The following is a 26,607-nucleotide window of genomic DNA, read 5'->3' on the forward strand; positions in this document are numbered from 1 at the left end:
TTTCGAACCTCCTCAATCGTAAATCACCCATTTTTTTTGCAGCATGAACTGGATACCCGTCAAAACCAGGTTGATCACTAGTAAGATGTTGACGATGGCAGCTCCATAGTTCTGATCGTAGTAGATAAACGAATTTTGGTAATACGCGTATACGAGAGAACGCACCGCGGGTAGTGCAACATTCGTTTTACCGATAATCAGATAGATACTGTCAAAAATTTGTGTAGCACCGATCACAAGTACGATCGATGTAAAAAATAATGTCGGTGTTAATAGCGGGAGCGTAATGGATCGAAACTTGCGAAAGCCGACAGCGCCATCAATCTCAGCAGCCTCATAAAGAATGCGTGGAATTCCTTGAAGCCCGGCTAAAATCAGCAGCATGTTAAAGCCGATCGCGCCCCAAACACCGACCATGACAAGAGCATACATGGCGAAGCGCTTGTCAGATATCCACGCAATGTGGGTGCCGAGTACGGAGTTTAGTAGTCCGTAATCCTGCGCAAAAATAATGACCCACACCATAGCAGCCGCGGCCGCCATCGTAACCTGCGGTAGAAAATAAATGACCCGGTAGACAGACTGGCCCTTGATCTTCGCGTTTAGCAGTACGGCAAAAAACGTGGAAAGTATAATCGTCGTAGGCACAAACAGCACGACATAAAGTATCGTATTACGTAGATTTTGCCAGAACTCCTCGTCCATAAATAATCTCTCGTAGTTGGCCCAACCAACCCAGTGGTTGACAAGGCCGAAGTTTTCGGACTTCAGGAAGCTCAGATAAATGGAATACACGGCTGGCCAACTCCAAAAAACGAGCGTTCCGATCAGCGTCGGAGCGATCATCATATAAGCCCATATATATCTGCTTTTCGAATGCATTGCCTTCACCTCATTTGTGCCATAGGTATTCCGTTAACCGGAATACCATCGACAATTTTGCCTGGCGTAGGGAGCTTACTTTGCGTCCTCAATCGCCTGATTCATCATTTCCGCCACTTTCTTGGCGCCTTCTTCGATTGATATCGCGCCGCCCCATGCCTGTGACATGATTTCTGCTTCTTTCGAGAACCAGACTGGGTATGATTTTGAGCCACTCGGGTACGGAGTCGCGTCCGCCGCCTGATCAATGAATACCTGCAGGTTCAAATCAGGATTGTTCTTCACCCATGCGTCTTGCGTGTTATTGAACGCCGGAATCGCCGCACCCATCTCGGCCGTGATCTCAGCGGCCTCCTTGGAGCCGAGGAATTTCAGGAACTGCCATGCTTCATCCTTGTGCTTCCCCTTAGTAGACATGACGTTGCCGATGCCATTAATGATATTGCCGCGTTTGACCTTGCCCTTCGGCAGAGGTGCCCAATCGTACTTTCCTTTGATAATTTCACTACTTGCCAAATTGCCGTTGTCCCAAGATCCGTCGAAAATCATCGCGAGCTTGCCGGACTTGAACATTTCGACCGAATCCGTGTCGGTCATCTGCTGGTGCGTCGGCGAAGCCTTATCAAGAATCATCTGATAACGAGCCTTTAGTGCCTCAATCGATGCCTGTTCGTCGTAACCGGATTTCGTCATATCGTCATTTAAAATGAAACCACCGTTCGCTAACATGTCGTTCCAGTAACCCGCTTGGGTGTCCAGCTTTGCACCAAAACCGTAAATGCCCTTGTCTGGCTGGCTGAGCTGTTTGGCAACTTCAGCAAGCTTGGCATAATCCCACGTGTCGTCCGGGTACGCAATGTTCGCCTGATCGAACAGCTCCTTGTTGTAGGCGAGTCCAATGGTATCGAAGTCCTTTGGAATACCGTAGTTTTGCCCATCCACCGTATAGATAGAGGTGAGGTTGGACGCGTAGTTGTCCAGATCGATTTCGCCCGCCTGCACCTTGTCCGTAATCGGCTCGAGGAACTGGCCTTCTGCGTACTTCATAAACTGACCACCATGCATCCAGAATACATCGGGCAGCATTCCTGCTGGTGCTGCGGCGGACATCTTCGTCCAATATTCGCCCCACGGAATAGCATCAACCTTCACCTCGATGTTCGGGTGCTGCTCTGTGAATGCATCAGCGATCGCCTCCATTGCCGGCTGCTGGTTTTTGTCCCAGATCGTATAAGAAATCGTAACCTTCTTCTGGGCACCACTGTCGGCAGCCCCGCCTCCGTCGTTAGAATTATTGCAGCCGGCCATCAACGAGACGAGCAGCAAGCTGGCGAGCCCTGCGGCCCATTTTTTTCTTATGTTCATCGTAATACTCCCCTCGACTTTTCTTGAAAAATGAAGATTGTCCCTTTACTTCAGCAGTCGTGTTCAAAAAGCTGGAGGACGGAAAAATTGCGCTTTTTTCCGCCAGTCGATCGTCGTGAGCTCTTGACGTTCTCATCATAAATCAGGGAAAATCCGGTTTAAATGCCCAAATTTTAAGATTCAAACCACATTTTTAAGATCCCCTTCCAAAGGGCAGAGGATCTCTGCATAATAAAAGCCGTATCAAAATTCAAACGATTGGGGCAAATATTCCACAAGATTTTGTCCGCAATTCCAAAGGAGAATTCTCCCATGAATAATATCTCAATCACCCGTCTGCCCGGTGAATACTGGTGGGGCGGTGTAATCAACGATGGCAGCTCGATGCCGTTTGGCCAGACTGCGTATACGAGGGATTTGCGCATGACAGACGACAATCAGGCCTCGCCTTTGCTGCTCTCCAATAAGGGCAGATATATTTGGAGCGAGGAGCCATTTGCTTTCCATGTGGACGAGAATGGGCTTTCCGTTTTTGATATTGCTGGTGAGGTCGTCGTGGAGGAGGAGCTCAACACACTACAGGGTGCATACCGTCATGCTGCCGGCACACATTTCCCGCCGTCACAGCAGGTACCCGACGCCCTGGTATTCACAGCTCCGCAGTACTGTACCTGGGTCGAGATGTTCTATAACCCCACACAGGAGAAAATCATCCGTTATGCCGAATCCATTCTAGCGAACGGACTACCGCCCGGCGTCCTTATTATCGACGACAATTGGATGATGGATTATGGCATGTGGGACTTTGACAAGCACAGGTTCCCGAATCCCCGGGAGATGATCGATACGCTTCACGGCATGGGCTTCAAGGTGATGCTCTGGATGTGCCCATACGTGAGTCCGGACTGCACGATGTTTAAGGAATTGCGGGCGGCAGATCTGCTTCTAAAAGGTGTGGACAACGCACCATTAATCCGACATTGGTGGAATGGTTACAGCGCAGTTGTGGATTATACGAAAGAGGAAGGTGCAGCTTGGTTCAAGCGGCAGATGGATCGTCTGATCACGGATTACGGCGTTGATGGTTTTAAACTTGATGCTGGCGAGCCGATCTTGCCGGGCGGAACGTACACGACCCAGCCCGTTGCATGGACTCGTCCCCTGCGCCTGCTTGAGGACTGCGAAGCTTACGCCAACCTCGGAGTTGGCTACTCGCTGGTTGAACTGCGGATGTGTTGGAAGCTCGGTGGCCAGGGACTCATCCAGCGCCAGCGGGACAAGACACATACGTGGGACGCTACGGGGCTCAGCGGACTCATTCCGAACGCAATTGCTCAGGGACTGCTTGGCTATGCATTTAACTGCCCCGACATGATCGGCGGCGGTATGGACGGCGACATCAACTCCCCGGAGTTTCACTTTGACAGCGAGTTGTTCGTAAGGTATACCCAGTGTGCCGCATTGTTTCCTGTTATGCAGTTTTCCATGGCACCCTGGCGTGTGTTGAACGGTGAGGAGTTAACCTGGAGCCTTGACGCCGTAAGGCTAAGATCTGAGCTTGGCCCCGAACTGCTCGCCCTTGCTCGCCAAGCCGCTTCAGACGGCCTGCCTATACTGCGCAGCCTAGAGTTCGAATATCCCGACTGCGGCTATGAGCTCATAAATGATCAGTTTCTCCTCGGTCAGAATCTGCTCGTTGCGCCAGTCGTCGTTAAGGGGCTGACGTCCAGAACCGTAGTTTTCCCTGAGGGTCAATGGCAAGACGATGATGGAAACGTCATCCATGGGCCAATTGAATTGCAAGTTGATGCTCCCCTCTCACGTCTGCCCTGGTATCGCAAAATTCAATAGGAGGCATATCTCCAAGAAATATAAGATTTCCCTGATAGTTGCAGGCATCCGAGAACTGCTTGCTACACTCTTCGAACTCCAATTGACAAAGGAACAGTTATGCTCAGATAATAAAAAGATTGAAGATACGCCAACCGTAACAACCGAAAACTGACTGGGGGATCTAAGCATGTATGAGCTTTTAATCGTTGATGATCATGCTCATCTCGTGGACAGTCTCGAACGCACCATGCCGTGGGAAGCGCTCGGCATCGGCAAGGTTCACAAGGCTTTCTCTGGCGAAGAGGCACTTGAACATTGCAAGAGCTATCCCGTCGATATTATCATCACCGATATTCGAATGCCCGGAATCTCCGGCTTGGAGCTGATTGAGCATATAAAAAAATACGACAAACACTTCAAAAGCATTCTGCTATCCGGCTACAGTGAATGGGACTACGCGCAGGAGGCCATCAGACAGCAGGTGGATGGTTACCTGCTCAAACCGGTCGACCAAAGGGAGCTGGCCGACATGCTGCGCCAACTCACGGAAGTGCTCCGCCTTGAATGGGACGAACGTGGCAAGCAGGAGAAGGCCATGATCATGCTCAGCGAACATATGCCTTTGTTTCGAGAGAAGCTGCTCATTGATCTGCTTCAAGGAAGAAAGCTGCCTCCCAAGCTGCTCGAAGAAAAAATGGCCTATTACCGGTTGCCGTTCTGTCCGAGCGACGAAACTGCAATATGCCTCCTCCGCATTGAATCGTCTGCTGAGGAGTCGAACTGGATGGACCAGTCCCTGCTCTCCTCAGCCGTCGCAAATATCGCTGAGGAAACATTCTCCGAGTTATTCCATGTGTGGCATGGACGTGATGCGTACGAGCATGAAGTCTTCGTTCTCAAGGTGCGGGAAGAGTCATGGCTAGCGCGGGAGACGGAACCGGAGGTTCATCGACAGCGGTCCCTCGAACATTTGGCTGCCAGACTGCAGCAACACGTCAGACACTTTCTCAAAAGCAGCATCTCAATCGTCGTGAGCCACTGGCAGGTAATGGCTCACGGCCTGCGTGAGACTTACCAGGATTCACTGGCTATACTTACCCGCCATCTTGGCGGTGAGACGGACCTCTTAATCCGCCTGCAGGACGCCTTAGTGCCCGAAAAGCCCTACCGCGTCCATAGCCTTTACGAATCGCCCACGATGATCCAGTTGTTCGAAATTTACCAGTGGGAGGCGATCGCTGCCAAGTGGGACGCCATTTTCCTTGAGGTGACAAACAAGCGAATGGATTCACGGGAGACGCTGCTTGAGCTCTATTATCACGCGATGGGCGCCTTCAGTTTTTTTGCCCACAAAAACGGACTCAGCCTGCTTGAGATTCTCCCCCCGGAGCTGGACAAGGCCGCTGAAACCAACCGGTTCCGCCATATGCACCAGCTTCAGCATTGGATAATGTCCACGCTGGAGCAATTGCGGGAGATGACCAAAAGTGAATGGAACAACGAGCAAGTGGCGCTCATCCGTAAGGTCCAGCAATTCATCACCGCGCATCTCGCGGATGCCACGCTGCAGACGGCAGCGGACCACGTCGGTCTGCACCCCGCCTACCTGTCTGCTCTATTTAAAAGCAAGGCAAGCGAGAATATTAGCGAGTACTTGTACAAAGTGCGCATGCAGCGGGCGCGGGAAATACTTATGGAGCAGCCAGAGCTCAAGGTTAGCGACGTTGCGACGGCGATCGGCTACCATAAGCCGCAGTACTTCATCAAGTTGTTCAAAGAGCATTTTGGGCTGACACCGCAAGACTTCCGTCACCAATCCTCCTGACCGAACGGGGACACTTTAATGAAACTAACCATTTTCACAAAAATTGTGCTTGTCATCTTTCTACTGCTTGTCTCTACCCTGCTTCTGTACTACCTGACCAATCGCTCCAGCGTACGGCTAATCAAGCAGGAAATCCAACGCGTGAAGCTGAATGAGCTCACTTTCTTGGCCGGAGACATCGACAATAATCTGTCCAAAGTATCGTCCTTTAGCGATTTTCTCGTACTCGACAAAGATGTTCGACTGCTTGCGACTCCTTCCTTTTTGGAAGGAGATTTTGAACTGAACAAGTTGAAGCTGCGGGTGTCGGACAAGTTGAACCTGTTGCATGCCCTGAACAACTGGAACGCCGAATTTATGGTGATTTACGATGAGGACAGCTCAGCTTTCTCTTCAACATCCTCTTCGTCGAAGCTAAGCGAACTGTACCTGGAGACACACTTCCGCCCGTTCTGGCAGTATGAGCAGACGGGCGACGGTGGGTATTTGACGTATTATTTGGCGCATCCGTACACTTTCCGGTTTGATCCGGAGGAAGTGTCTTATGTCGTCAGGGCCAAGATCGATACCAAAAATGTACTTGCTTACTTGGACCGTGCCAAGGGAACAAACGACAACAGCGCAATTTTGTTGTCTGCAGCTGGGGATGTGCTGGCAAGCGACACAGAAAAGCTTCCTTTCATCCATGAATTGACACGGCGGCTTGAGATTGGCCAAGAGATGAGTGGTAACCGACTTATTAAACTGGACGGTGAGCAATACCTCGTTAATTTCTCTGTTCTGAGTAACTTCAAAGATTGGTACATCGTGGATTATACCCCGATCAGTGAGGTGCTCAATCCGATCTATGCCAACCAGCGTCTCTACTATTTCTCCAGTGTTTTCCTTCTTCTGTTCAGCATTCTGCTCGCCCTGTTGTTGTACCGGGACGTGCAGATCCCGATACGAAAACTGCTCTGGGGCGTCAGGAAAATCACATCCGGTCAATATTCCATCACACTTCGCCAGGAGAGTAATGACGAATTCATGTATTTGTTTGACCGCTTCAACGAGATGTCCAAAGAAATCAAAGAGTTAATTGAAAGGGTTTACATGGAACAGATTCGCTCGAAGGAGGCAAAACTGCGACAGCTCCACTCCCAGATCCAGCCGCACTTCCTGTACAACTCGCTTGCGTTTATTAAAAGTATGACCGAACTTGACGAGAAGCAGGCCGTCATTGACATGTCCATAAGCTTAAGTCGTTATTTCCGGCAAACGATCAAGTTCGAGAACACGTATACAACGGTGCGGGACGAGCTTGAGCTTGTCCGGTTATACCTCACGATCCAGAGTCTTCAGATGGACCGCTTCGTTTTCACTATTGACGTCGAGGAGCATCTTCTCGATTTACAGGTACCGCGGCTTCTGCTGCAACCGCTCGCGGAAAATGCCATTCTGCATGGCATTGAGTCGCTTCGCACGGTCGGAGACATCCAGATTACAGGTCATTCCGACGGAGAATACTGTGAGCTGATTGTGGCGGATAACGGCTGTGGTGTCGAGCCTGGTCGCATCGACACGCTCCGTAATGCAATCTACTATGACGCGGACGCCAATACTGCGTGGGCGCTTCACAATGTATATGAGCGGATGAGAGCGGTGCTCGGCTCAGAGGCCGATATGGAGCTGGCTAATGGAGAATTGGGCGGACTTCAGGTGACATTGCGCTGGAAAGTTGTCCGTGAACAGGAGGTTACCGAGATATGTTAATCTGGAAATGGTTGAAGCAGACAGGGCTGTTTGGCCTCGCGATGATCTTGTTCCTCGTCGTCATGATTTTTTCGTTCATCTTTTGGGAAGATCCAACAGTACCCTCCCAACTTCAGGAAAAAAAGAACACGCCTACAGGGCCTGCCCCTTCATTCATCGGTGGGAAATATGAGTCTCCGGTGGTCTTGACGACCGTTGGGCATCTCTACCCGGACATCGATTTCAAAAACGGTGAAGATCTTCAGAACAACGTACTGAGCCGATTGTTTGAGGACAAGCTTGGCATCAAGGTCAATTACCTCTGGACGACGACGGGTGATGAGGACGTCTACATCAATAAACTGAACACCTTGATCGCGACCGGTCAGTCACTTCCCGACATCGTCACATTCAAGGGTGGACAAAATATGTATCCGCTGCTGCGCTCCGGTGCTTTCCGCGACGTAGGACAGCTGTTCGAGCAGTATGCCTCACCCAAGTGGAAAGCAGCCATGGCACAGGCGCCCGAGTCGTGGGACCGGTATATGATCAACGGCAAAAAAATGGCAATACCGATCCTCGACGGCAACATGAACTCGAACGAGGTATTGTACATCCGTCAGGATTGGCTCGATAAACTTGGTTTGTCGGCCCCCTCCACCATTGATGAGATGGAGAATGTCATGGATGCATTCGTTCATCTTGACCCGGACGGCAATGGTAAAGACGACACTTATGGGCTTAGCATCAGCCTCAAAAATTCGTTTTTCACCTGGATGTCGGATGCGGGCTTCGTGTTTGGTGCTTACGGGGAGATGCCAGACATTTGGAGCACAGACGATAATGGAATTCTGTCTTACGGATCGGTCCAGCCAAGTATTCGGCAGGGTCTAACGACGTTGAAGCGCTGGATGGAGCGAGGCTACGTGCCAAAGGATGCTGAGATTCTCGATGAGGTTCAAGCGACGGAATCATGGAAGCTGGGCAAGGCAGGTATGATTGTGGCGCCGCTGTGGGCCGCAGGATGGCCGCTAGGGGATGTGACTGCGAACGTGCCGGATGCCCGGTTCGAGGCATACCCGATCCCCGTCGGGCCAAGCGGCTTATCCGGTACGCGCGGCACGCCGCCGGAGTATGGTGCAATTGCCATCAACGCAGAAATGGCGAATCCTGAAATTTTTTTCAATTATATGAACTTTGTTTATGACAACTTCGTCGATCCTCCCTCTGGCTCGCCCTATCGTTGGGGTATCGCTGAAGGCTACGACTACGGCTATGAAGAGGGCAAGGTGACATTCCTGGAAAGCCAGGTTCCAGGCGGATTTGCGGACCCCCAAAAGTATCTCCTTAGCCTGTCGCTCCCCTTGGTCCCTAACTTGCTCAGTCAATCCATTGCTCGCATCAACAGCGGTGCATCCAATCAGACGTCATATGACATCAAAAACAAGCTACTGCGTACACCACAGGAGCTGAAGGGTTGGCAAATCGTCGAGAGCAATCCTTCTGTCTACAAGACAGACGCCTTCACCGGAGCGCCGACGCCGACGATGGAAAAAATCGGCGACGCCCTTGACGAGTTACTGCATGATGCGATGCTCAAAATCGTGTACGGACAGGAGCCCCTGTCAAGCTTCGATCTCGTCGTCTCTAGATGGCATGAGCTGGGCGGTGATAAGATAACTGAAGAGGTGAACGAATGGTACACATCGCTGGGGAAAAATTAATCAATAATAGTTGTTTTCTGTGGGTTATTTAAAAATTAAAAACATGGCGCACAATGTTGAATTGTACGCCATGTTTATGAGATATTAATTCAATTCAGATATGATTGGATAGATTGGACCTCTCAGATTGAAATTGTAGTTCAGGTCTACAATCCCTACTGTTTCACTGCTATCAAATAAATCTAACATGAAGCCAGCCATTTCCTTGGCGGTGTGGTATTTAGACATGTTTGCTTTGTAATCAAATTCTTCTGTATCTAAAGATTTCTTCACGAATTCCGTTTCCGTTATAGCTGGAGCCAGGACCTTTGCTTTAAGTTTTGCACCTTTGATTTCAAGCTCTTTAGCCAGCCCTTCTGTAAAGGCACTCACGTAATATTTCGATGCCGAATAAGCAACGCTTCCAACAGCAATGGCATATCCGAGTGCGGATGCAACGTTAATTAACTGAGTTCCTTCTACGTCTGCATAGTCTCGCACATATAGTGTAGAAAGGATGGTCAAGGATTCAATGTTCACACGCAGCATCGTTTCAACTTTTTCCAGATTCTGTTCTGCTACAAAAGAACCTTCCCCCAGCCCGGCATTGTTAATCCAAGTCTCAATTTGGTATTCCTTAAGCGTGTTATACAGTGTGTATGCTTGACTTGTATCCGATAGATCACTTGTATGAACAATAACATTTACAGACGGATCATTACTTTGAATTGTTGATTTGAGTTCTTCTAATTTGTCCAATCTTCTAGCGACCAAGATTAAGTTTTTGCCTCGTGCCGCAAACGCCAATGCTGTCTCATATCCAATCCCTGAACTTGCACCTGTAATAACTGTATAGTTCATCCTGTTTTCTCCTTCTCAACATGTATTTTAGTTAGATAAGCTTTCAAAATTAATTTAGAACGATCGTTCTTAATAGTGCAAAAAAAACAGTTAGATCTAACTTGCTATTTAGAATAGCATTTTTAGAACGAACAGTAAAGAATTATTTTCTGCTTCATATTTCATGTTGTTGGAACGGGAACTTTGAGTTTTTCCAGACATGCGATACAAGTTCTCCATAAGGTTAAGAGGACAAGAACCTGTATCACTAAAACAAAGCCACCTTCATGAAGGCAATTCCTTTGCTTGTCATGCTGTAAACCTCTATTAGTCTAAGACGGATAATGTCATATCCATAATATTTTTTAATTTTTGCTGATCCGTAGTGGTCTTAACCAACGTACGTATCCCCACCCATGCATTCATTAAATAGTGAGAAATAACTACAGGGTCAAGGTTAGCGTTGATTTCACCCGTTTGTTGGCCTTCCCGTACAAGGTTTCTTAAGAATTCCTCTGTTCGCAAATTACTCTCATTAACCAAAGATGCAACTTCAGGGTCCAACACGCCCAGTTCCACCCCTGAGTTTACAAGAAAACATCCTAAAGGTTGTCCTTCATTTCTTATTGTCGACTCAAACAAAGCCCGAATGATCTCTTTAACTGGTTTATGTGTATCAATCAAAAAGCTCATTTTGTTGGTCTGCTTTGCTTCATATCGTTCAAGAGCTTTCATAAATAGAGCATGCTTATCCCCAAACGTATCATAGATGCTTCTTCGGTGGATGCCCATAAACTCAACCAAATCCTGCATTGAAGTTTTCTCATATCCTTGTGTCCAGAACAAATGTATGGCTTTATCTAATACTTCATTTACTTCAAATTCTTTGGATCTTGCCATTGTCATCACCTCGAATACACATTATACATTGAAGCCAACAATCGGCAAACTGGAAATGAAAAAGGGATAGATTACAGGTAAGGCATGAATCAAGAGGGATTTATTGAATTGCAACATCATCCATCGCTCGAACAGCTCGTTCGAATGCTTTAATTCTTCTTTTTAAAAGCGTCTTTTGAGGGCTTCCCGCTTTTGACTTACCATACATTTTCTCAAGGGATGGGAATAAACCAGTCAAAACATCGCGAGCTTCTGCTATCTCTTCCTTTGTATACTGATGAGGTGTTTGGTTCCAAGTCGTTTCCAGCATCGCTAAGCCGATGTATAAAGCGTTGAGACGTTTCTTTAACAGAGTCGTGTTATTACCTTTCTGGGTCAAATTAGTCAAGGCGTTTTCCGATTTACGAATTGTCGATTGGAAGGCTTGGATGGATTCCAATTTTTCTTCATCTGATACATTTTCCATGTGGTGCTGTCACTCCTTTTCTCATGCATACAACTAATTTACATGCCCAACGAGATGTGATCAATATTATAATGGGCCAAAACTACCACAGGTTTCAATGGATAACTATCGTTCCCACCATACCGGACGAATAAAAAGAAATCCCGCCCTAGACATTTTCGTCCAAAACGGGATGCATATCATCATTTACTTGTTTGCGTTTTCCTTGGTCATCAGCTTCAATTCAGCCGGGATTGATTTCTCTACCTGCTTGCCGTCCAGCACATCCAGAGCAGCTTGTACCGCGAGCTGGCCAATCAGTACCGGCTGCTGAGCGACGGTGGCCGTCAGCTTTCCGTCCTGAATGGATTTGATCGCATCATCGTTGCCATCAAATCCAATTACGGGAATGTCTTTACCAGAGCTTTGGATTGCTTCGATCGCGCCCAGTGCCATTTCATCGTTATGGGCAAATACCGCTTGCACGTCAGGGTTGCCCTGCAGCAAGTTCTCCATTACATTCAAGCCTTTAGAACGATCGAAATCGGCAGACTGCTTGGCAACTACATTAAGTTTTTGATCGGCAACCTCATGGAAACCTTTCCCCCGCTCTCTTGTTGCGGAAGCTCCAGGTACACCCTCAAGTTCGATTACTTTCGCTCCCTCGCCAAGGTGTTCTACGAAATATTCCGCTGCCATTTGTCCACCCTTAACGTTATCAGACGCCACCAAAGCAGCCACGTCGCCTTTGTCTGCTGAACGGTCCAGTGTAATCACGGGAATGCCCACGCTATTGGCAGACTGAACAGCCGTAGAGATTGCCGCGGAATCCGCCGGGTTAATCAGTAGGGCATCCACACCTTGTTGAATCAGGTCGTCCACATCATTCGTTTGTTTGGCCGAATCATTTTGCGCGTCAACCACGATGACCTGAATTCCTTGTTTTTTGGCTTCAGCAACTACTCCGTCTTTGAGAGAAACAAAGAAGGGATTATTCAACGTGGAAACCGACAGGCCGATTTTCTTCTGTCCATTGCTTCCGGCAGAGTCGGGCTTGGCCCAGCCTGGAGGCTCCAGAGAGCATCCAGCCAGAACGATCATCATTACGCTTACAAGCAATATGGTTAGTTTTTTCATGTTCGCTTCTCTCCTTAAGCCGTTTTCTTGCGGTCCAACAGGACAGCGATGGCAATAACGACGCCTTTTACAACCATTTGATAAAATGAGTTCACTCCGAGCAGGTTCAAACCATTGTTCAACACGCCAATGATCAGGACCCCGATTAATGTACCAACGATCCGTCCTCTACCACCTGATAGGCTTGTTCCGCCCAGAACTACAGCAGCAATGGCGTCCAGCTCATATGAAGTACCTGCTGTTGGCTGCGCGGAATTCAGACGGGAGGTCAGGATTGCGCCTGCCAGCGCTGACAGCATACCTACCAGGGAGTAAATCATGATTTTTACACGGTGAACTTTAATACCTGAGATAATGGATGCTTTCTCATTGCCACCAAGCGCGTACGTTTTACGACCGAAGGACGTTTTGTGCAGTATCGTCCACAGAATTACAAAGGTAATCAGCATTGTGATCGCTGGCACCGGGATACCAAGCATATAACCACGACCGAACAGTTGGAACAGCAGGCTGTCGCCCAACCCTGTAATTGGGTTACCATTCGTATACACCAGCGTCAATCCCCGGAACACCGTCATCGTTGCCAATGTAGCAATAAACGGAGCCATCTTGCCCTTCGTAATCATCAATCCGTTCACCATACCCATAACACCGCCGAGCGCAACCCCGATAATGATCGACAGAATCGGATCCAGGCCGGACAGCATCATATTGGCTACAAAGGCGCTGGATAGAGCCAGTATAGAGCCCACCGACAAGTCGATGCCCCCAGTCAGAATGACAAATGTCATACCAAAAGCAATCAGCGCGTTAATTGAAACCTGACGCAATAAATTCAGAATGTTAAGCGGTTCCAAAAAGCTTGGATTTAATACCGATACGATGATAATCAGAATGATCAGCCCGAGCAGCGGACCTAATTTCTGTGTCAGATTCGTCAAGCGGAAGCCGCTTTTGGCGGGTTGGTTTTCCTGCAAAGTTGTCATGTCATTGTCCCCCTGTAGCCATTGTCATAATGTTTTCCTGTGTTGCCTCTTCTTTTGCCAGTTCACCGCTAATGCGTCCCTCATGCACAACCGCGATTCGATCACTCATGCCGAGCACTTCAGGCAGCTCGGAAGATACCATAATGATTGCAACTCCGCGGTCCGTCAGCTCGTTCATCAACTGATAGATCTCCCGTTTGGCTCCAACATCCACGCCGCGTGTCGGCTCATCCAGGATAAGCACACTCGGGCCAATGCCGACCCATTTGGCGATTACTACTTTCTGTTGGTTGCCCCCTGACAGGTTTCGTACCGCCGTTTCGGATGATTGCGTCTTGATTTGCAAACGTTTGATGAGCGTATCGACGAATTCCTGTTCTTTCTGCGTCGAAATGAACCCTTTACTTGAGAAGCTGAACAGATTCGGTAATGCCATGTTCTCACGAATGGAGAAATCCAATACCAAGCCTTCATCCTTCCGGTCTTCGGTAATGAATCCAATTCCATGTTTAACCGCATCGGCAGGTTTCCGAATGTGAACCTTTTTGCCTCGAATCATAATTTCGCCACCGTCCAAGGGTTCCAAACCGAAGATGGCCCGCATGATCTCTGTACGTCCAGAACCCATCAACCCGGAGAACCCGAGGATTTCGCCTGCTCTCACCGTAAAGCTAATATTCTGGAACAACCCTTTGCTGCTGGCGTCCCGTACCTCCAGAACTACTTCACCATACGAAGGATTTCTTGCCGGATATCGCTCCGTAAGCTCCCGTCCAACCATTTTCCGCACCACTTCATCAAAACTCGTCTGCGGGATCGACTTCGTATCTACCGTTTTGCCGTCACGCATGATCGTAATGCGATCACAAATCGTGAAAATTTCCTCCATCCGGTGCGAGATATATACGATGGAAACACCATTTTTCTTAAGCGAAGTGATTACGCCGAACAATTTCTGTATCTCCCGCTCCGTAAGCGCTGCTGTCGGCTCATCCATAATGATGACTTTGGCGTCGGTCATCAGTGCTTTGGCGATTTCAATCATTTGCTGCTGACCGACAGAGCATTCCCCAGCAGGACGATCCAGTGGAATTTGTACGGATAGCTTGGCAAACTGCTCAGCGGCAAACGCTTTCATTTGTTTTGTGTTCAGCAACCCAAATGACGAGGTTATTTCCTTGCCTATAAAGAGATTATCAAGCACTGTCATTTCCGGCCAGACGTTCAATTCCTGGTGGATAAACGCAAGCCCCATCTTTTCAGCTTCCTTCGGATTGGCAAAATAGGTTTCTTTGCCGTCAATGGAGATGGTTCCCTGATCCCGTCCATGAAGACCGATCAAAATGTTCATAAGTGTGGATTTGCCGGCCCCGTTCTCACCCATCAGGGCATGAACCTCGCCTTCCTTCAGTTCGAAATCCACCCCGCTCAGTACTTGGTTGGTGCCAAAGGCTTTATATATGTCTTGCATCTGAATATGCATGATGCCGTCCCCCTTTTAACCGAAAATGACGCCCGATTGTAAAATGCAATTAGCATATGGCGTAGCTTCGCCCGTACGAATGACCACTTTGGCATTCCGGGTTAATGCCTTGAATTGTTCATGACTGATGGAAGCGTCAACGGCTTCATCGCCAAATTTCTCGGTAATAAATTGTAAAGCCTCTGGATTCCCTGCCTTGATCTCTGCTGCCAAAATTACTCTCTCGACAACCATATCGTCCGCAATAAGCTCCACAACCTCTTGAAAACTCGGTGTCCCCAGTTTCAGGGACAAATCGATTTTGAGTACTCCTTCCGGAACTGGAAGGCCAGCATCCGCGATGACAATCGTGTCCGTATGCCCCAGATCGGACAGCACCTTGGAGATATGACTGTTCAATATTCCCTGCTTCTTCATTTCAGACTTTCCTCCACTTCACTCCGCATCGGCATGCCGCCTTGCGCCCCGAACTTGGTCACCGATAGCGAAGCAGCCCGGTTGGCGAATCGAATACTGTCTTGCAGCGGTTTACCTTCTGCCAAAGCGACAGCGAATGCGGCGTTAAATGTATCCCCCGCTCCTGTTGTATCTACGGGTTCCACCTTGTAAGTAGGTACAACGATTTCCCGTTCCCCGTCAAAGTAACGAACTCCGTTGCTGCCCTCTGTAATAAACAACTTGTTTGGATATTTGCGCAGCGCCTCTGCCGGAGTCATGCCCTGAAACAATATCTCCGCCTCATGCTCGTTCGGCGTGATATAAGCAGCTTTGTCGATGACCTCATCTGGCACTGTTCTGGCCGGAGCCGGATTCAACAACAGAGGGGTTCCGCTTTGAGCACAAATCTCGCTGACACGAACTACCGTTTCCTCCGGAATCTCTTGCTGAATTAGCACGATATCGGCACGTTGGATCACTTCTGCCGCTTCATCAATATAAGCTGGTGTAACTTCGCGATTTGCCGCTTCTACGACCACGATACTATTATCACCTTCTGCCAGCACGATATGAGCCGTACCGCTTTCCATATGTGTAACCGGTTTCACATTCTGCGTATTTACGTCGTTTGCTTTGAAGTTATTTAAAATGTCCGTACCGAAAGCATCATCGCCTACCCGGCCGATCATCGTAACTTCGGCCCCCAGCCTTGCCGCAGCGACTGCCTGATTTGCTCCTTTGCCCCCCGGCACTGTTTTGAAGCTATCGCCAAGGACGGTTTCACCCGCCCCCGGCCGTCTTGATGAAGTGACAACCAGATCCATGGAGCTGCTGCCAATTACGCATATTTTAGCCATCTGAATTCACCTTTCTTGTTGTGCCCCGTTTAATGAAACTGACCGGCAGCTGTATGTGTTTATTTTCGATTGGAGCTTGTTCCACAAGTTTGATAAGCAAACCGGCGGCTTCCCTTCCCATCTCGTATGCCGGTTGGTGAATGGTCGACAACGCGGGAGATAGCAGGCTGCTCATCGGGATATCGTCGAAGCCGATAATCTGCATATCCTCCGGAACTTTTTTTCCGATTCGCAATGCCTCATGTAGCACCGCCATAGCAGCGATGTCATTACTGGCAATCACTCCATCCGTATCACCATACTTGCTAAAAAGTTCATCCGCCCATAACCCAACATCGTTAATGGAAAAGGATGTCGTTTGGATGACGCGGTAATCCAGACCGGCCTCACGTATGCTCTCAATTGCGCCTTCAAAACGATCCTGCGCAGGTTTGATATGTGTCGGTCCCTGCATAACCGTGATTCGGCGGCTTCCACGCTTGATGATCTCTCGCGCAGCCAGGCGTCCGCCCTCTCTGCCGTCCGCATATACGGAGGGACTGTCCAGCGGCGTCCTGTCCAGAAACACCACGGGGATCTTCAAGTTTTCATATATTGAAGAATGAGGGTAATTCGTTGAAGAGATTACGCCCACCACATTATTCTGGATAAAAGTCTGGATGTAATCCTTTTCTTTCTGTTCGTCCTCATCACTATTTCCAAAAATCAGTCTGAACTCCTGCTCCTGCATCCGGTCCTCTACACCGCGGGCAAGCTGCGGAAAGTAAGGGTTTGCAATATCCGGTAGCAGCAGGCCAATCAGTTTGGACTTGCGTTTGTATAAAGAGCGGGCCACTTCATTGGGAGAGAAGTTAAGCTGCTTAACCGCTTCCTCCACTTTCTTGCGAGTGTCCGCATGAACATAACCTCTTTCATTAATGACCCTTGATACAGTGGCTACCGAAACGCCAGCCAAATTAGCTACATCTTTAATGGTTGTCATGAACGTTCACTCCTATGTGTAACCGGTTACAGATATGAAAATATCATATTTTTTTAAGTTTGACAATGCTTTTATTACTGGAAATTTATCCAAGTAGCCAGAAAAAGCCGGGAATTAAGCTTCATCATCAAGATATATCATCTTTCTAAATGGGTCTATGTATACAAAAGCAAATCAAATCGTCTTCATTCGTTGGTTCTCAGAATCATGGACTAAAATCATCTGCTTCACGGAGATACTGCGATATCTTGGGGGTGAATTCACTCCCTTACAGAAGTTGCTGACCTGGAATAAGCAAACGAATTGTAGGGGATTCTCCTTTTATAGGGATCAATGATTTCGGAATTCGAAAATTTGAATATTCTTCATGATCGGCTTGCCTTAAATTCGACCTATCCATTAGAGTAGTTATTGGAGGTGTACATCATTGAAATTTAACGAGTTTGTTAAAGGCGAGTCTTATAGAACAGATTCTATCCAATTGTCAAAGAAGGATATTATTGATTTTGCGAAAATTTATGATCCACAATATATGCATGTAGACGAAGCAAAAGCCAAAGAAGGCCGTTTCGGCAGCCTCATTGCTTCAGGTATGCAGACGATGAGCACGTCCTTCAAGCTTTGGGTGGAACTAGGGGTATATGGAGAAGATATTGTTGCAGGAACGGGCATGAATGATATAAAGTTCATTAAACCTGTGTTCCCAGATGATGAAATTCACGTTCTGGCAGAAGTAATTGATTTGGCTCCAAAAAGGAATTATGGTGGTATCGTTACCATATTGCTCACTACTTTTAATCAACATAATGAAAAGGTTTTTCAGGCAGAATTAAGTGCTCTGATTAGTAATTGAATTTGTACCATGCGGTTTCGTTATGGATTTAGAAAATAAAAACGACCGCACATCAGGTCTGATGAACGGTCGTTTACTATACCATTTTAGTCCATGTACCATTACAAAATTTCGATGTATCCTTCTGTTCCATGCACCCGAATTTGCTGCCCATCTTTTATGCGCTGGGTCGCTTTCTCCACTCCGACAATGGCTGGCAGCCCATATTCACGTGCAATCACAGCTCCATGGGTCATCACTCCACCCACTTCAGTGACCAGACCTTTAATAGATACAAATAAGGGTGTCCAGCTGGGATCCGTATAGGGGGTGATGAGTATATCTCCATCTTCCAGATCTGCATTTTCAATATTGAAGATGACGCGTGCTCGTCCCTCTACGACCCCGGCAGAAACAGGCAGACCTACAATAGCATCGACAGGCAGATTTTCATGTTGGTACTGACCTGAGATGATTTCGCCATCAGACGTGAGCACACGAGGTGGAGTTAGTTTTTCATAGTATTTGTAATCGTCTCTCCGCTGGCTGATGATCTTTTCATCCAATTTATTAGTTCGTACGACCTCACGAAGTTCTTCAAAATTGAGATAGAATATATCCTCTTTTTCAATAATAACGCCCGCTTGTACAAGTCGTTCGGCTTCTTTTACTAAAGCCTGTTTGTATACGAAGTAGCGATTAATCATGCCATATTTGGGATATTCCCGATAACCGATGAAGTTGCGAACCAGGTTGATCATTCGTTTCGTTTCCCGGGCTTTGTGTTCACCGTCAGGCAATAGCTTCAATCGATCCAATACTTCTTGTTCTTTCTGCAACGCTTCCTGTCGCCCTTGCTCAAATTTCCGTTTGCTTGCATTAGGTTCAAAGTTCTTGATATTACCCAGAATCATTGGCACAAGCGTAATGGGTTTTTCACTCCAACGGGTTCTGGTAAGATCAATCTCTCCGGCACATCGCATTCCGTATTTGTCCAGATATTCCTGTATGGCGTCTCGGGTTTCCTGTCCGCCCTCCACCTTAACCAGCTCATCGATAAAGTTATCCTCTTTCACATGCTGCAAATAAGCAATGACTTCCGGATACGGACGAATCTCATCTGCAACATCGAGTAACGCCAGACCCATTTCCGAAGTGATATTGTTAGGTACAGATTGAGAGAGCTTATCTGCCGCATTTTTCTCACCTAACCACTCTTTTATGTTTTCATTGATCCATGCTGAAGCCTTCATGGCAGTCATGAACACATTTGAACTTCGTGGGTCAGATAGAAATCTCTTCAATTCTTTGAGATCTTCAAGGATAAAATCAAACAATTCCAATCCAGATTTGTTTTGGATGCTACGTTTTAGCTCATCTATTGAGGCTTGATTGCTCTTAATCAAATCAGAGACAATCGTTGAATCATTTTCAATATCTGCTTGGAAAGCCTCTGACGTGCTCGGTTTATTGTCAGTACGAGGACTTGATGCTGACTCATCAGCAGGTAACAATTTTATGAAATTCTCTCGCTTGAGTATGGTTGTAAGTGCGTCCTTAAGGAGCGGATCGGATTGTCCCATGGTATTTACGAAGTTTTCTCTCATGACAGGCGAAGCCAGCCTAGGCGTAATATCAACAAACAATCTTCCACCAGCTATACGCATGGGTGCCGGAGTCGTTAATAGAAAGAAAGATAAGCCCAGGGGTTTCATGGGATCAGTCATCATTTGTTGATGCCCAACAGATAGGTACACATGATTTTCCTGGTCACTCGCTTCAGGGATCGGGTACAAAGTAGTGATTGGACGACTCTGAACAATGTAAAACGTATCATCCGCCAAACACCATTCGATATCCTGCGGAAAACCAAAATGTGCTTCAATCTGTCTTCCCATGCTTGCCAGTTCTAAAATCTGTTGTTCAGTAAGTGTTTGCGTCTGCTGCAGAACGGGATCAACCTGATGTGTATACGTCCCACCATCTTTCCGTCCATAGATCGCCAACGTTTTGGTAGCTATCCTCTTATCGACAATTTCACCATCCCGTACTTTATAACAATCGGCAGATACCAGGCCGGATACCAGCGCCTCACCCAGTCCAAAACTGGCGTCAATGGATAGCACTTTCCGGTTGGACGTAACCGGATCAGCTGTAAATAAAATTCCTGAGGCCGTTGGGAAAACCATCTTTTGAATGATAACGGATAACTGCACCTGACCATGATCAAATCCATGCTGCATACGATAAATTACCGCACGATCTGTAAACAGGGAAGCCCAGCATTTGCTAATATGCTGCATAATTGCTTCTTTGCCGATGATATTTAAGTACGTGTCTTGTTGACCAGCAAAAGAGGCATGTGGTAAATCTTCAGCGGTCGCACTGGAACGCACTGCATACGCATGTCCTTCTCCAAACTTGGAGAGATAGTGAGCAACTTCTTTTTCAACATCGGCAGGAATGTCTACTCCCATAATAAGTTCCCTGATCTTTCTGCTGATTTCACCTATTTGCTCTCGTTCATCACCTTTCATCAAGGTTAATTGATCCAGCAAAGAATGATACGTTTCGTTTTGTTCAATGGCTTGTTGATATCCAACGGTTGTCACACAAAATCCTTCGGGGACCAGTACGCCTTCAATCTTTGATAACTTCGCTAGATTTAACCCTTTTCCGCCAACGAGTGCAAGCTGCAATTTTTCCATTTCCTGAAATCCGATAACCAAAGAACTCATTCGTATCTCCCCTAACCAATAAATTGAGAAAAAAACATTTGACAAAGAGTTTACCGCCATGATAAGATTTAAATATAAGATACGATACTTATGTATTATACATCAAAATAAATGTAATCTGATTATATCATTGTGTTTGTTTATATACAATATCGAAGAACCTGGGATAATTATCCAGGTTCTTTTTTGATTTCAAATAATATTAATCCTATAGCAACACGGCTCTCCTCAACCAGATTACTGTCGTGCAGCATGTTATGTATCACAGATGTAGAAGCCAACGAAAAAAGCAGCCTGTCCTCGAATGAGGTAGGCTGCTTTTTCTGTAAGGGCATTTTCCCAGGGCGGGTAAACATTTCAGCAGGGCAATAAAATCTCAATTTTGGTACCTTGCCACACTTTGGACTGTACATGAATTTCTCCGCCGTGCGCTTCCACGATCGTTTTGGCGATGCTCATCCCGAGTCCAGAACCAGCCGTTGATTCTTCTGTGTTGGTTCCCCGATAATAGCGATTGAACAAATGCTGCAGCGTTTCCTCGTCCATGCCTTTGCCATTATCTAATACACGTATGCATGCCTTATCGTTCATTCTACCGATGGAGACGGTAACATTCGCGCCTGACGGGTTATGCTTCACTGCGTTGGAAAGCAAGTTATCCATTAACCGCAGCAGCCAGGTTTCATCAGCCTGTACCCATAGAGGACGCTCCTCCCCGATGTAATGAAACTGGTACTCAGACAGGGTAACGTCGTTAACGTACTTCAGTACAGAGCAGCGCACCAGCTCAACCAAATCGATCTTCCGAAGCTGCATCATTGAGTCGCCTTGCTTGAGTTGATGGATCATGGAAAAGTCAGAGATCAGCTCAAGCATATAATCCCCCTTTTCCCGGATCGTCGATCCCATGGTTCGCATCTCCTCTTGGCTCCATTGTTCCGGTAAGCTCTCCAGCATATATCCATAACCTTGAATGGTGGACAGTGGCGTGCGCAGATCATGGGAAATTCCTGACATCCACTCCCTTTGCTCTTTCTCCAGCCTCTCACGCTCCTTCTCAGTTTGGGCCAATTGATCAGCCATTCTATAGAAGGATTCAATGACTTCCTTAAAGAGCCTATAGCGGTTTCGCATCGTGCCATTGGGGCGGAAAATCTTGCGCTTGTCCTTGGCGGTGAGAACCTTATCGTACTGCCCACGTCCCATCCGTTCGAACCAGCCTGCGAATAAAATCAGCGGCTGACCGTAACGATAGCCATGCCAGATCGATAAGGGTACTGCCAAGAGCAGCGCTAGGCCTGCAAACCACATGAGTCCGCGGGTTGCCGTATCCATCGCCGGATGTTTCAAAGGATCTCCGGTTGGATTGGGCGTATAAAGGACCCAGGTCATTCCGCTGAGCTCATCACGATGGGCGACAATATTCGTATCATAGTTGCTGGGCGATTGCTGGATCGCCAGAATGTCCAGTGGACGGTACCCCTTCTGCAAGTACGTTTCATCACCGATGGCTTGCTCGGTATGCCCCGCAGAGTTGATTACCTGTAGATAGCTGCCGGTTTCACGCAGCTGCTGATCCAGAATGGAAGCCTTCTCGCCAGATACCATCCCCTGCTGCCCGTAAGCGTCAAACCAGGTCATGAGCTGGTCAAGGTCAGGATTTTGGTAGCCAAGGATGTACAGAACCGGCACATTAAAAGCAAAATTCAGATGAGTTTGAACGGCATACGTCCCAAGTGTCCTTGTCTCCTGAATATCAAGAAGTTGGTCGACAGAATACGAAGCCGACAGTCCATCATGCGAATTTGTATTTACTTTGTAGATGACCTCTCCTTCGGCATTTACAACCTGCATCCACATTCCTTTTTCCTCAATGAGCTTATTCCACTTGGGGGAAATCTGAATCGTCCCATCCTTTGAAGAAGCTTCTTGAGCAATCAGTTGCAAGGCGCCAACCGGAAAGTTCCGGCGTAACTCACTATTTGTCGTGTTTTGAAAAAATATAATGCAAGCAACGAGAGTAATGGCCAGAATAATCAGGGCATAAAAGATCAATTGATACGTGAAGTGGAAGGATATGCGCTGTTGTATCTTCATTGCTCCTGAAATTCCTTTGACAGCTTATAGCCGAGCCCTCGTACAGTCAGCACCAGCTTTGGATTTCCTGGATCGATCTCGATCTTCTCTCGTATGCGCCGAATGTGTACCATTACCGTCGAGTCATCTCCGTGTCCGTTGATCCCCCACACCTGATCATAGAGCTGTGTTTTGGAAAATACGACCCCCGGAAACTTGCAGAAGTGCAGCAGCAGATGGAAGACTTGGGCAGGGCAAGGAACCGGCTGTCCCTCCACGAGTAACTCCCCTTCCGCCTCGTTGACGATGAAGCGACCGAATCGGTATATCCCCGGTTCAGGACGTTTCACCTGATTTGCAGTTGGAGCTTCTGACTCCAAACGGCGTATGCGTGCCTGTATTCTTGCAGCTACCTCCAATGGATTGAAGGGCTTGGTAATATAATCGTCCCCGCCCATGGCGAATCCCCTAAGCACATCTAGATCAGATGCCTTAGCTGTCAGAAACAAAATATGCGGATTTCCGTATTCACGGAGCTTGGAGACGAGCTCCAGTCCACTCCCGTCTGGGAGCGTAATGTCGAGCAGGACGATATCCGGGGCAACGCGCTGTACCAGATGAAGAGCTTCCGCACAGGTGGAAGCATCGTACAGCTGATGAAACCCTGCCCTGCGAAGCACCATCTGCAGCATGGTAACAATCGAGGGCTCGTCGTCGACAATTGCGATTTTAATATCATTTTGATTGGTCATCGTTTTCACCCATTTCATCGTAGCATACTCACATTAACAGAACCTAAACAGGTTGAGCAATCTTAAGCGCTTGTTCATCAACGCGTTTAGGCTCTGTTTCAGTAACGCTGTTAGCATAGGAAATGAGAAACCGCGGCAAATCTATTTTGTTTTAGGAGGAAACGATTTGATTATAATGACACAGCAAGCCTCACAGATGGGAGCCAATGCCGTAATCGGCGTCAATCTGAATTACGAAGTAGTGCGTCAAGGTATGCTCATGGTCGCTGTCAGCGGTACGGCAGTTATTGTTCCCACTTTTGTGTTTGCGCAGCTGATTTATTTAAATCTTCTCCGAAGGAATAAGCCTTTTAGTCTTGTTATGAAATGGAATTTCATTTTTTTGTTACAGCTACTGGCAGTTTATGATATGGTCAGTGAGGTGCGATGAGCCCATACACATTTACATATCATGCGAGGAGAAGATTGAAAGTGAATGAGATAAAAGCAATGGAGAAACCAATCAAATTTAGCGACCCATTATTTGTAACGCTAGTTGCAAGTCTATGTTGCTTGTTATGGGGAAGTGCCTACCCGTTTATTAAGCTTGGATATATTGCTTTTGACATCCTGTCAGAAGATATTCCATCAAAATTTGTATTTGCGGGTTACCGATTTGTTTTAGCTGGATTACTGCTTCTGTTCTTGTTTCGTGTTATGACTAAACGAAAATTTGAGCTGTCTGGACGGCAATTTTCAAGCTTAATATTACTTGGCGTGTTCCAAACGGGGCTGCAGTATATGTTTTTTTATGTAGGTGTAGCCAATATAACAGGTGTCAAAGGATCGATTATGAATGCGACAACGACCTTTTTCAGTGTTGTTCTAGCTCATTTTCTATATAAAAATGATAAACTGAGCAAAAATAAAATAGTCGGTTGTTTGCTAGGATTTATTGGCGTAATTATTGTTAATTTTCACTCCGATCTGTTGGAATTCTCCTTCTCTCTCACAGGTGAAGGTTTCGTTATTATTGCAGCTCTTATTTTTTCCATTACAGCCATATATGCAAAACATTTAACCGGCTCCATCGACGTCCTGGTTATTACCGGAGTTAGCCTGTTTGTCGGCGGACTGGCACTCACTCTACTTGGCCTCCTGCTTGGCGGCAGGGTTACACATTTTACATTTGAATCAACGGGAATCCTGATTTATTTAGTGTTACTTTCATCAGCTGCATTTTGCTTGTGGAATCTGCTTCTGAAATACAACAAAGTGGGGAAAGTATCGGTGTATAACTTTCTTATCCCTGTGTTCGGCACTCTGCTATCGGCGTTATTTCTGGGAGAAACGATTATGGAACTCAAAAATCTGATCGCATTGCTGTTCGTGTCGATCGGTATTTATATGGTCAATCGAGTAACCTCATTAAAATAATGTGTTCTTCTGTGCAAACGAATGGAGATTACCCACTTTGATTTGGACAAGAACTAACTCCCTAAACACAAAAAAAGTCGCTAAGATAGCGACTTTTTTGTGTATTACGACTTCAATTTTCCGCATTATAAACAAGAGTAAACGACATTTCGCAACCGGGGCTGAACGTAAGGCTCCTGACTGTTCAGCAGGTGCTGCGCATACATGACGGTGAGCTCGGAGTCCGGATCAATGATGGCCATACAGCCGGCAGCCCCACTCCATCCAAATTCGCCAAGTGGGCTTAACGAGCCGCTGCGCGACTTGGAGACATGTGTACGTACACCCAGCCCATAACCATACCCGCCCATTTGATCCCAGGAGTAATCGCCACGGGTAAGATCATTCAGATGGTCCGTGCGCATCAGGTCCACTGAAGCCTTTGACAGAATGCGCACGCCTTCCGGACTGGTCCCACGTCCAGTCAGTGCGTTCAGGAACAGTGCATAATCGCTGACAGTGGATAATAGTCCGGCACCGCCGCTCTCCAATTCAGTCCCTACCCGGAATCCGTTTCCATCCATCCGAACGGCTTTCTCAAGCTCATCATTGTATGCGTACTGCGGGATCAAGCGTGCTTGCTGCTCAGCGTTCAGGTCGAATGCCGTATCATTCATGCCGAGCGGTCCGATAATTTCTTCTTGCAGATACGTTCCAAAGCGTCTGCCACTTACAACCTCCACCAAAGCTCCGAGGACATCATGACACATGCTGTAGTTCCACTGCGTACCTGGTTCAAACAGAAGCGGTTCCTTGGCGAGCGCTTTCGCGAAATCGCGTGTCGGTAGTTTGCCGTTGGTGCTCTGCACAGCTTCCTGAATGCTTGGTGAGCCAATGTCATAGGAGAATCCGGCAGTCATTGTAAACAAGTCGCGTACCGTAATCGCTCTTGTCGCTTTTTCCAGTCTGATCTCGCCGTTCGGTAATGTTTTCTTTACCGTCATTTCGGCATATTCGGGCAGAAAATCGGACACTGGATCGTTCAGCAGCATTTGCCCTCTCTCAACGAGCTGAAGCGCTGCCACACAGGTCATGATTTTTGACATGGAGTAGAGATTAATGATCGCATCTTCGCCGATAGGCGTCTGCTCCTCCAGGTTGGCGTAACCATTACGGTAACGGAAAACGGTATCATTTTGATGCATCACAAGCACCTCTGCCCATGGAATTCTCCATGCTGTGATACGGTCAATAAATGAAGCAAGCGGTTTAAAGTCCATATTTCCCCGTCCTTCTATGTAGAATCGTATATCAATGCACAAGTGGATCTGTGTTCATCCACATGACCCACTTATATTTAATATACGACCATTTGCGTGCATTGACCACTACCTATTAGAAAGCTAT

At 47.3% G+C, this 26,607-nt stretch carries 21 protein-coding genes and 1 pseudogene; 7 read left to right on the top strand and 15 right to left on the bottom strand.

Translation table 11 applies throughout. The features are described 5' to 3' along the window. Window positions 1-12: 12 nt before the first annotated feature. Together Q0V21_RS01400 and Q0V21_RS01405 are read right to left on the bottom strand one after the other, a co-directional pair. A complete protein-coding gene (locus Q0V21_RS01400) occupies window positions 13-882 on the bottom strand; it encodes a carbohydrate ABC transporter permease (protein WP_053781005.1) in 870 nt (289 codons plus the stop codon). 75 nt (window positions 883-957) lie between these two features. Next, window positions 958-2,247, bottom strand: a complete 1,290-nt coding sequence (locus Q0V21_RS01405; protein WP_079349139.1) for an ABC transporter substrate-binding protein — start codon at window positions 2,245-2,247, stop codon at window positions 958-960. Window positions 2,248-2,928: 681 nt separating this feature from the next. Between Q0V21_RS01405 and Q0V21_RS01410 the strand changes: the two genes are divergently transcribed. The 4 genes from Q0V21_RS01410 to Q0V21_RS01425 all read left to right on the top strand — a co-directional run bounded on the left by Q0V21_RS01410 (window position 2,929) and on the right by Q0V21_RS01425 (window position 9,360). Next, the gene (locus Q0V21_RS01410; protein WP_301878388.1) at window positions 2,929-4,098 is read left to right on the top strand and encodes a glycoside hydrolase family 31 protein; all 1,170 of its coding nucleotides are present in this window, start codon (window positions 2,929-2,931) and stop codon (window positions 4,096-4,098) included. Window positions 4,099-4,267: 169 nt separating this feature from the next. Further along, a complete protein-coding gene (locus tag Q0V21_RS01415) occupies window positions 4,268-5,905 on the top strand; it encodes a response regulator (RefSeq protein ID WP_301877223.1) in 1,638 nt (545 codons plus the stop codon). An 18-nt stretch (window positions 5,906-5,923) separates the two neighbouring features. Beyond that, entirely contained in the window at window positions 5,924-7,657 is a 1,734-nt protein-coding gene (locus Q0V21_RS01420; protein ID WP_079349142.1) for a sensor histidine kinase, read from the top strand. Continuing rightward, complete coding sequence (locus tag Q0V21_RS01425; protein ID WP_301877224.1) at window positions 7,651-9,360, top strand: extracellular solute-binding protein; 1,710 nt, start codon at window positions 7,651-7,653, stop codon at window positions 9,358-9,360. Before Q0V21_RS01420 ends, Q0V21_RS01425 begins: the two co-directional genes overlap by 7 nt. A gap of 84 nt (window positions 9,361-9,444) precedes the next feature. On the opposite strand, the gene Q0V21_RS01430 is transcribed toward Q0V21_RS01425, so the two are convergent. From Q0V21_RS01430 to Q0V21_RS01470, 9 genes are all read right to left on the bottom strand, one after another. Beyond that, window positions 9,445-10,200, bottom strand: coding sequence for an SDR family NAD(P)-dependent oxidoreductase (locus tag Q0V21_RS01430; protein ID WP_079349144.1), 756 nt, complete (start codon window positions 10,198-10,200; stop codon window positions 9,445-9,447). A 306-nt stretch (window positions 10,201-10,506) separates the two neighbouring features. Then, complete coding sequence (locus Q0V21_RS01435) at window positions 10,507-11,079, bottom strand: TetR/AcrR family transcriptional regulator (RefSeq protein WP_301877226.1); 573 nt, start codon at window positions 11,077-11,079, stop codon at window positions 10,507-10,509. 100 nt (window positions 11,080-11,179) lie between these two features. Next, a complete protein-coding gene (locus tag Q0V21_RS01440; protein WP_301877227.1) occupies window positions 11,180-11,545 on the bottom strand; it encodes a hypothetical protein in 366 nt (121 codons plus the stop codon). A 186-nt stretch (window positions 11,546-11,731) separates the two neighbouring features. After that, window positions 11,732-12,661, bottom strand: a complete 930-nt coding sequence (gene rbsB, locus Q0V21_RS01445; RefSeq protein ID WP_301877228.1) for a ribose ABC transporter substrate-binding protein RbsB — start codon at window positions 12,659-12,661, stop codon at window positions 11,732-11,734. Between the two features lie 14 nt (window positions 12,662-12,675). Beyond that, window positions 12,676-13,647, bottom strand: a complete 972-nt coding sequence (locus tag Q0V21_RS01450; protein ID WP_063562749.1) for an ABC transporter permease subunit — start codon at window positions 13,645-13,647, stop codon at window positions 12,676-12,678. A 1-nt stretch (window position 13,648) separates the two neighbouring features. Then, complete coding sequence (locus Q0V21_RS01455; RefSeq protein ID WP_301877238.1) at window positions 13,649-15,130, bottom strand: sugar ABC transporter ATP-binding protein; 1,482 nt, start codon at window positions 15,128-15,130, stop codon at window positions 13,649-13,651. A 15-nt stretch (window positions 15,131-15,145) separates the two neighbouring features. Then, window positions 15,146-15,547: a D-ribose pyranase gene (rbsD, locus tag Q0V21_RS01460; protein WP_301877240.1), complete on the bottom strand. Its 402-nt coding sequence runs from the start codon at window positions 15,545-15,547 to the stop codon at window positions 15,146-15,148. Then, entirely contained in the window at window positions 15,544-16,425 is an 882-nt protein-coding gene (gene rbsK / locus Q0V21_RS01465) for a ribokinase (protein WP_079349148.1), read from the bottom strand. The genes rbsD and rbsK overlap by 4 nt, the downstream gene beginning before the upstream one ends. Further along, window positions 16,418-17,407 (bottom strand): LacI family DNA-binding transcriptional regulator, encoded by a 990-nt coding sequence (locus Q0V21_RS01470; protein ID WP_079349149.1) that lies wholly within the window; start codon window positions 17,405-17,407, stop codon window positions 16,418-16,420. The genes rbsK and Q0V21_RS01470 overlap by 8 nt, the downstream gene beginning before the upstream one ends. A gap of 427 nt (window positions 17,408-17,834) precedes the next feature. Between Q0V21_RS01470 and Q0V21_RS01475 the strand changes: the two genes are divergently transcribed. Then, window positions 17,835-18,260: a MaoC family dehydratase gene (locus tag Q0V21_RS01475; RefSeq protein WP_301877243.1), complete on the top strand. Its 426-nt coding sequence runs from the start codon at window positions 17,835-17,837 to the stop codon at window positions 18,258-18,260. A 101-nt stretch (window positions 18,261-18,361) separates the two neighbouring features. On the opposite strand, the gene ppsA is transcribed toward Q0V21_RS01475, so the two are convergent. The 3 genes from ppsA to Q0V21_RS01490 form a co-directional block, all read right to left on the bottom strand. Further along, complete coding sequence (gene ppsA, locus Q0V21_RS01480) at window positions 18,362-20,977, bottom strand: phosphoenolpyruvate synthase (RefSeq protein WP_301877245.1); 2,616 nt, start codon at window positions 20,975-20,977, stop codon at window positions 18,362-18,364. A gap of 357 nt (window positions 20,978-21,334) precedes the next feature. Beyond that, window positions 21,335-23,074, bottom strand: coding sequence for a HAMP domain-containing sensor histidine kinase (locus tag Q0V21_RS01485; RefSeq protein ID WP_301877246.1), 1,740 nt, complete (start codon window positions 23,072-23,074; stop codon window positions 21,335-21,337). Further along, window positions 23,071-23,823 (bottom strand): response regulator transcription factor, encoded by a 753-nt coding sequence (locus Q0V21_RS01490; RefSeq protein ID WP_301877248.1) that lies wholly within the window; start codon window positions 23,821-23,823, stop codon window positions 23,071-23,073. Before Q0V21_RS01490 ends, Q0V21_RS01485 begins: the two co-directional genes overlap by 4 nt. A gap of 157 nt (window positions 23,824-23,980) precedes the next feature. Here Q0V21_RS01490 and Q0V21_RS01495 point away from each other — a divergent pair. Further along, window positions 23,981-24,097 (top strand): annotated as a pseudogene (locus Q0V21_RS01495) (heavy metal-binding domain-containing protein); the annotation flags it as partial. Window positions 24,098-24,276: 179 nt separating this feature from the next. Further along, window positions 24,277-25,221 (top strand): DMT family transporter, encoded by a 945-nt coding sequence (locus Q0V21_RS01500; RefSeq protein WP_301877249.1) that lies wholly within the window; start codon window positions 24,277-24,279, stop codon window positions 25,219-25,221. Between the two features lie 125 nt (window positions 25,222-25,346). Here Q0V21_RS01500 and Q0V21_RS01505 read toward each other — a convergent pair whose 3' ends face one another. Then, window positions 25,347-26,480 carry a serine hydrolase domain-containing protein gene (locus Q0V21_RS01505; RefSeq protein WP_301877251.1) on the bottom strand — a complete coding sequence of 378 codons (1,134 nt, stop codon included), beginning with the start codon at window positions 26,478-26,480 and terminating at the stop codon, window positions 25,347-25,349. Window positions 26,481-26,607 lie beyond the last annotated feature (127 nt).

Origin of the sequence: Paenibacillus sp. 11B (assembly GCF_030487755.1) — a bacterium.
GTDB classification, from domain to species: domain Bacteria; phylum Bacillota; class Bacilli; order Paenibacillales; family Paenibacillaceae; genus Paenibacillus; species Paenibacillus vandeheii.

What these genes read in the sequence shown, in the direction of transcription:
- Q0V21_RS01455 (WP_301877238.1), bottom strand. Translation starts at nt 15,130, where the DNA reads ATGCATATTCAGATGCAAGACATATATAAAGCCTTTGGCACCAACCAA.
- Q0V21_RS01470 (WP_079349149.1), bottom strand. Translation starts at nt 17,407, where the DNA reads ATGACAACCATTAAAGATGTAGCTAATTTGGCTGGCGTTTCGGTAGCC.
- Q0V21_RS01400 (WP_053781005.1), bottom strand. Translation starts at nt 882, where the DNA reads ATGCATTCGAAAAGCAGATATATATGGGCTTATATGATGATCGCTCCG.
- Q0V21_RS01405 (WP_079349139.1), bottom strand. Translation starts at nt 2,247, where the DNA reads ATGAACATAAGAAAAAAATGGGCCGCAGGGCTCGCCAGCTTGCTGCTC.
- Q0V21_RS01490 (WP_301877248.1), bottom strand. Translation starts at nt 23,823, where the DNA reads ATGAAATGGGTGAAAACGATGACCAATCAAAATGATATTAAAATCGCA.
- Q0V21_RS01440 (WP_301877227.1), bottom strand. Translation starts at nt 11,545, where the DNA reads ATGGAAAATGTATCAGATGAAGAAAAATTGGAATCCATCCAAGCCTTC.
- Q0V21_RS01425 (WP_301877224.1), top strand. Translation starts at nt 7,651, where the DNA reads ATGTTAATCTGGAAATGGTTGAAGCAGACAGGGCTGTTTGGCCTCGCG.
- rbsD (WP_301877240.1), bottom strand. Translation starts at nt 15,547, where the DNA reads ATGAAGAAGCAGGGAATATTGAACAGTCATATCTCCAAGGTGCTGTCC.
- Q0V21_RS01420 (WP_079349142.1), top strand. Translation starts at nt 5,924, where the DNA reads ATGAAACTAACCATTTTCACAAAAATTGTGCTTGTCATCTTTCTACTG.
- Q0V21_RS01505 (WP_301877251.1), bottom strand. Translation starts at nt 26,480, where the DNA reads ATGGACTTTAAACCGCTTGCTTCATTTATTGACCGTATCACAGCATGG.
- Q0V21_RS01415 (WP_301877223.1), top strand. Translation starts at nt 4,268, where the DNA reads ATGTATGAGCTTTTAATCGTTGATGATCATGCTCATCTCGTGGACAGT.
- Q0V21_RS01485 (WP_301877246.1), bottom strand. Translation starts at nt 23,074, where the DNA reads ATGAAGATACAACAGCGCATATCCTTCCACTTCACGTATCAATTGATC.
- rbsK (WP_079349148.1), bottom strand. Translation starts at nt 16,425, where the DNA reads ATGGCTAAAATATGCGTAATTGGCAGCAGCTCCATGGATCTGGTTGTC.
- ppsA (WP_301877245.1), bottom strand. Translation starts at nt 20,977, where the DNA reads ATGAGTTCTTTGGTTATCGGATTTCAGGAAATGGAAAAATTGCAGCTT.
- Q0V21_RS01435 (WP_301877226.1), bottom strand. Translation starts at nt 11,079, where the DNA reads ATGGCAAGATCCAAAGAATTTGAAGTAAATGAAGTATTAGATAAAGCC.
- Q0V21_RS01450 (WP_063562749.1), bottom strand. Translation starts at nt 13,647, where the DNA reads ATGACAACTTTGCAGGAAAACCAACCCGCCAAAAGCGGCTTCCGCTTG.
- Q0V21_RS01430 (WP_079349144.1), bottom strand. Translation starts at nt 10,200, where the DNA reads ATGAACTATACAGTTATTACAGGTGCAAGTTCAGGGATTGGATATGAG.
- Q0V21_RS01410 (WP_301878388.1), top strand. Translation starts at nt 2,929, where the DNA reads ATGTTCTATAACCCCACACAGGAGAAAATCATCCGTTATGCCGAATCC.
- rbsB (WP_301877228.1), bottom strand. Translation starts at nt 12,661, where the DNA reads ATGAAAAAACTAACCATATTGCTTGTAAGCGTAATGATGATCGTTCTG.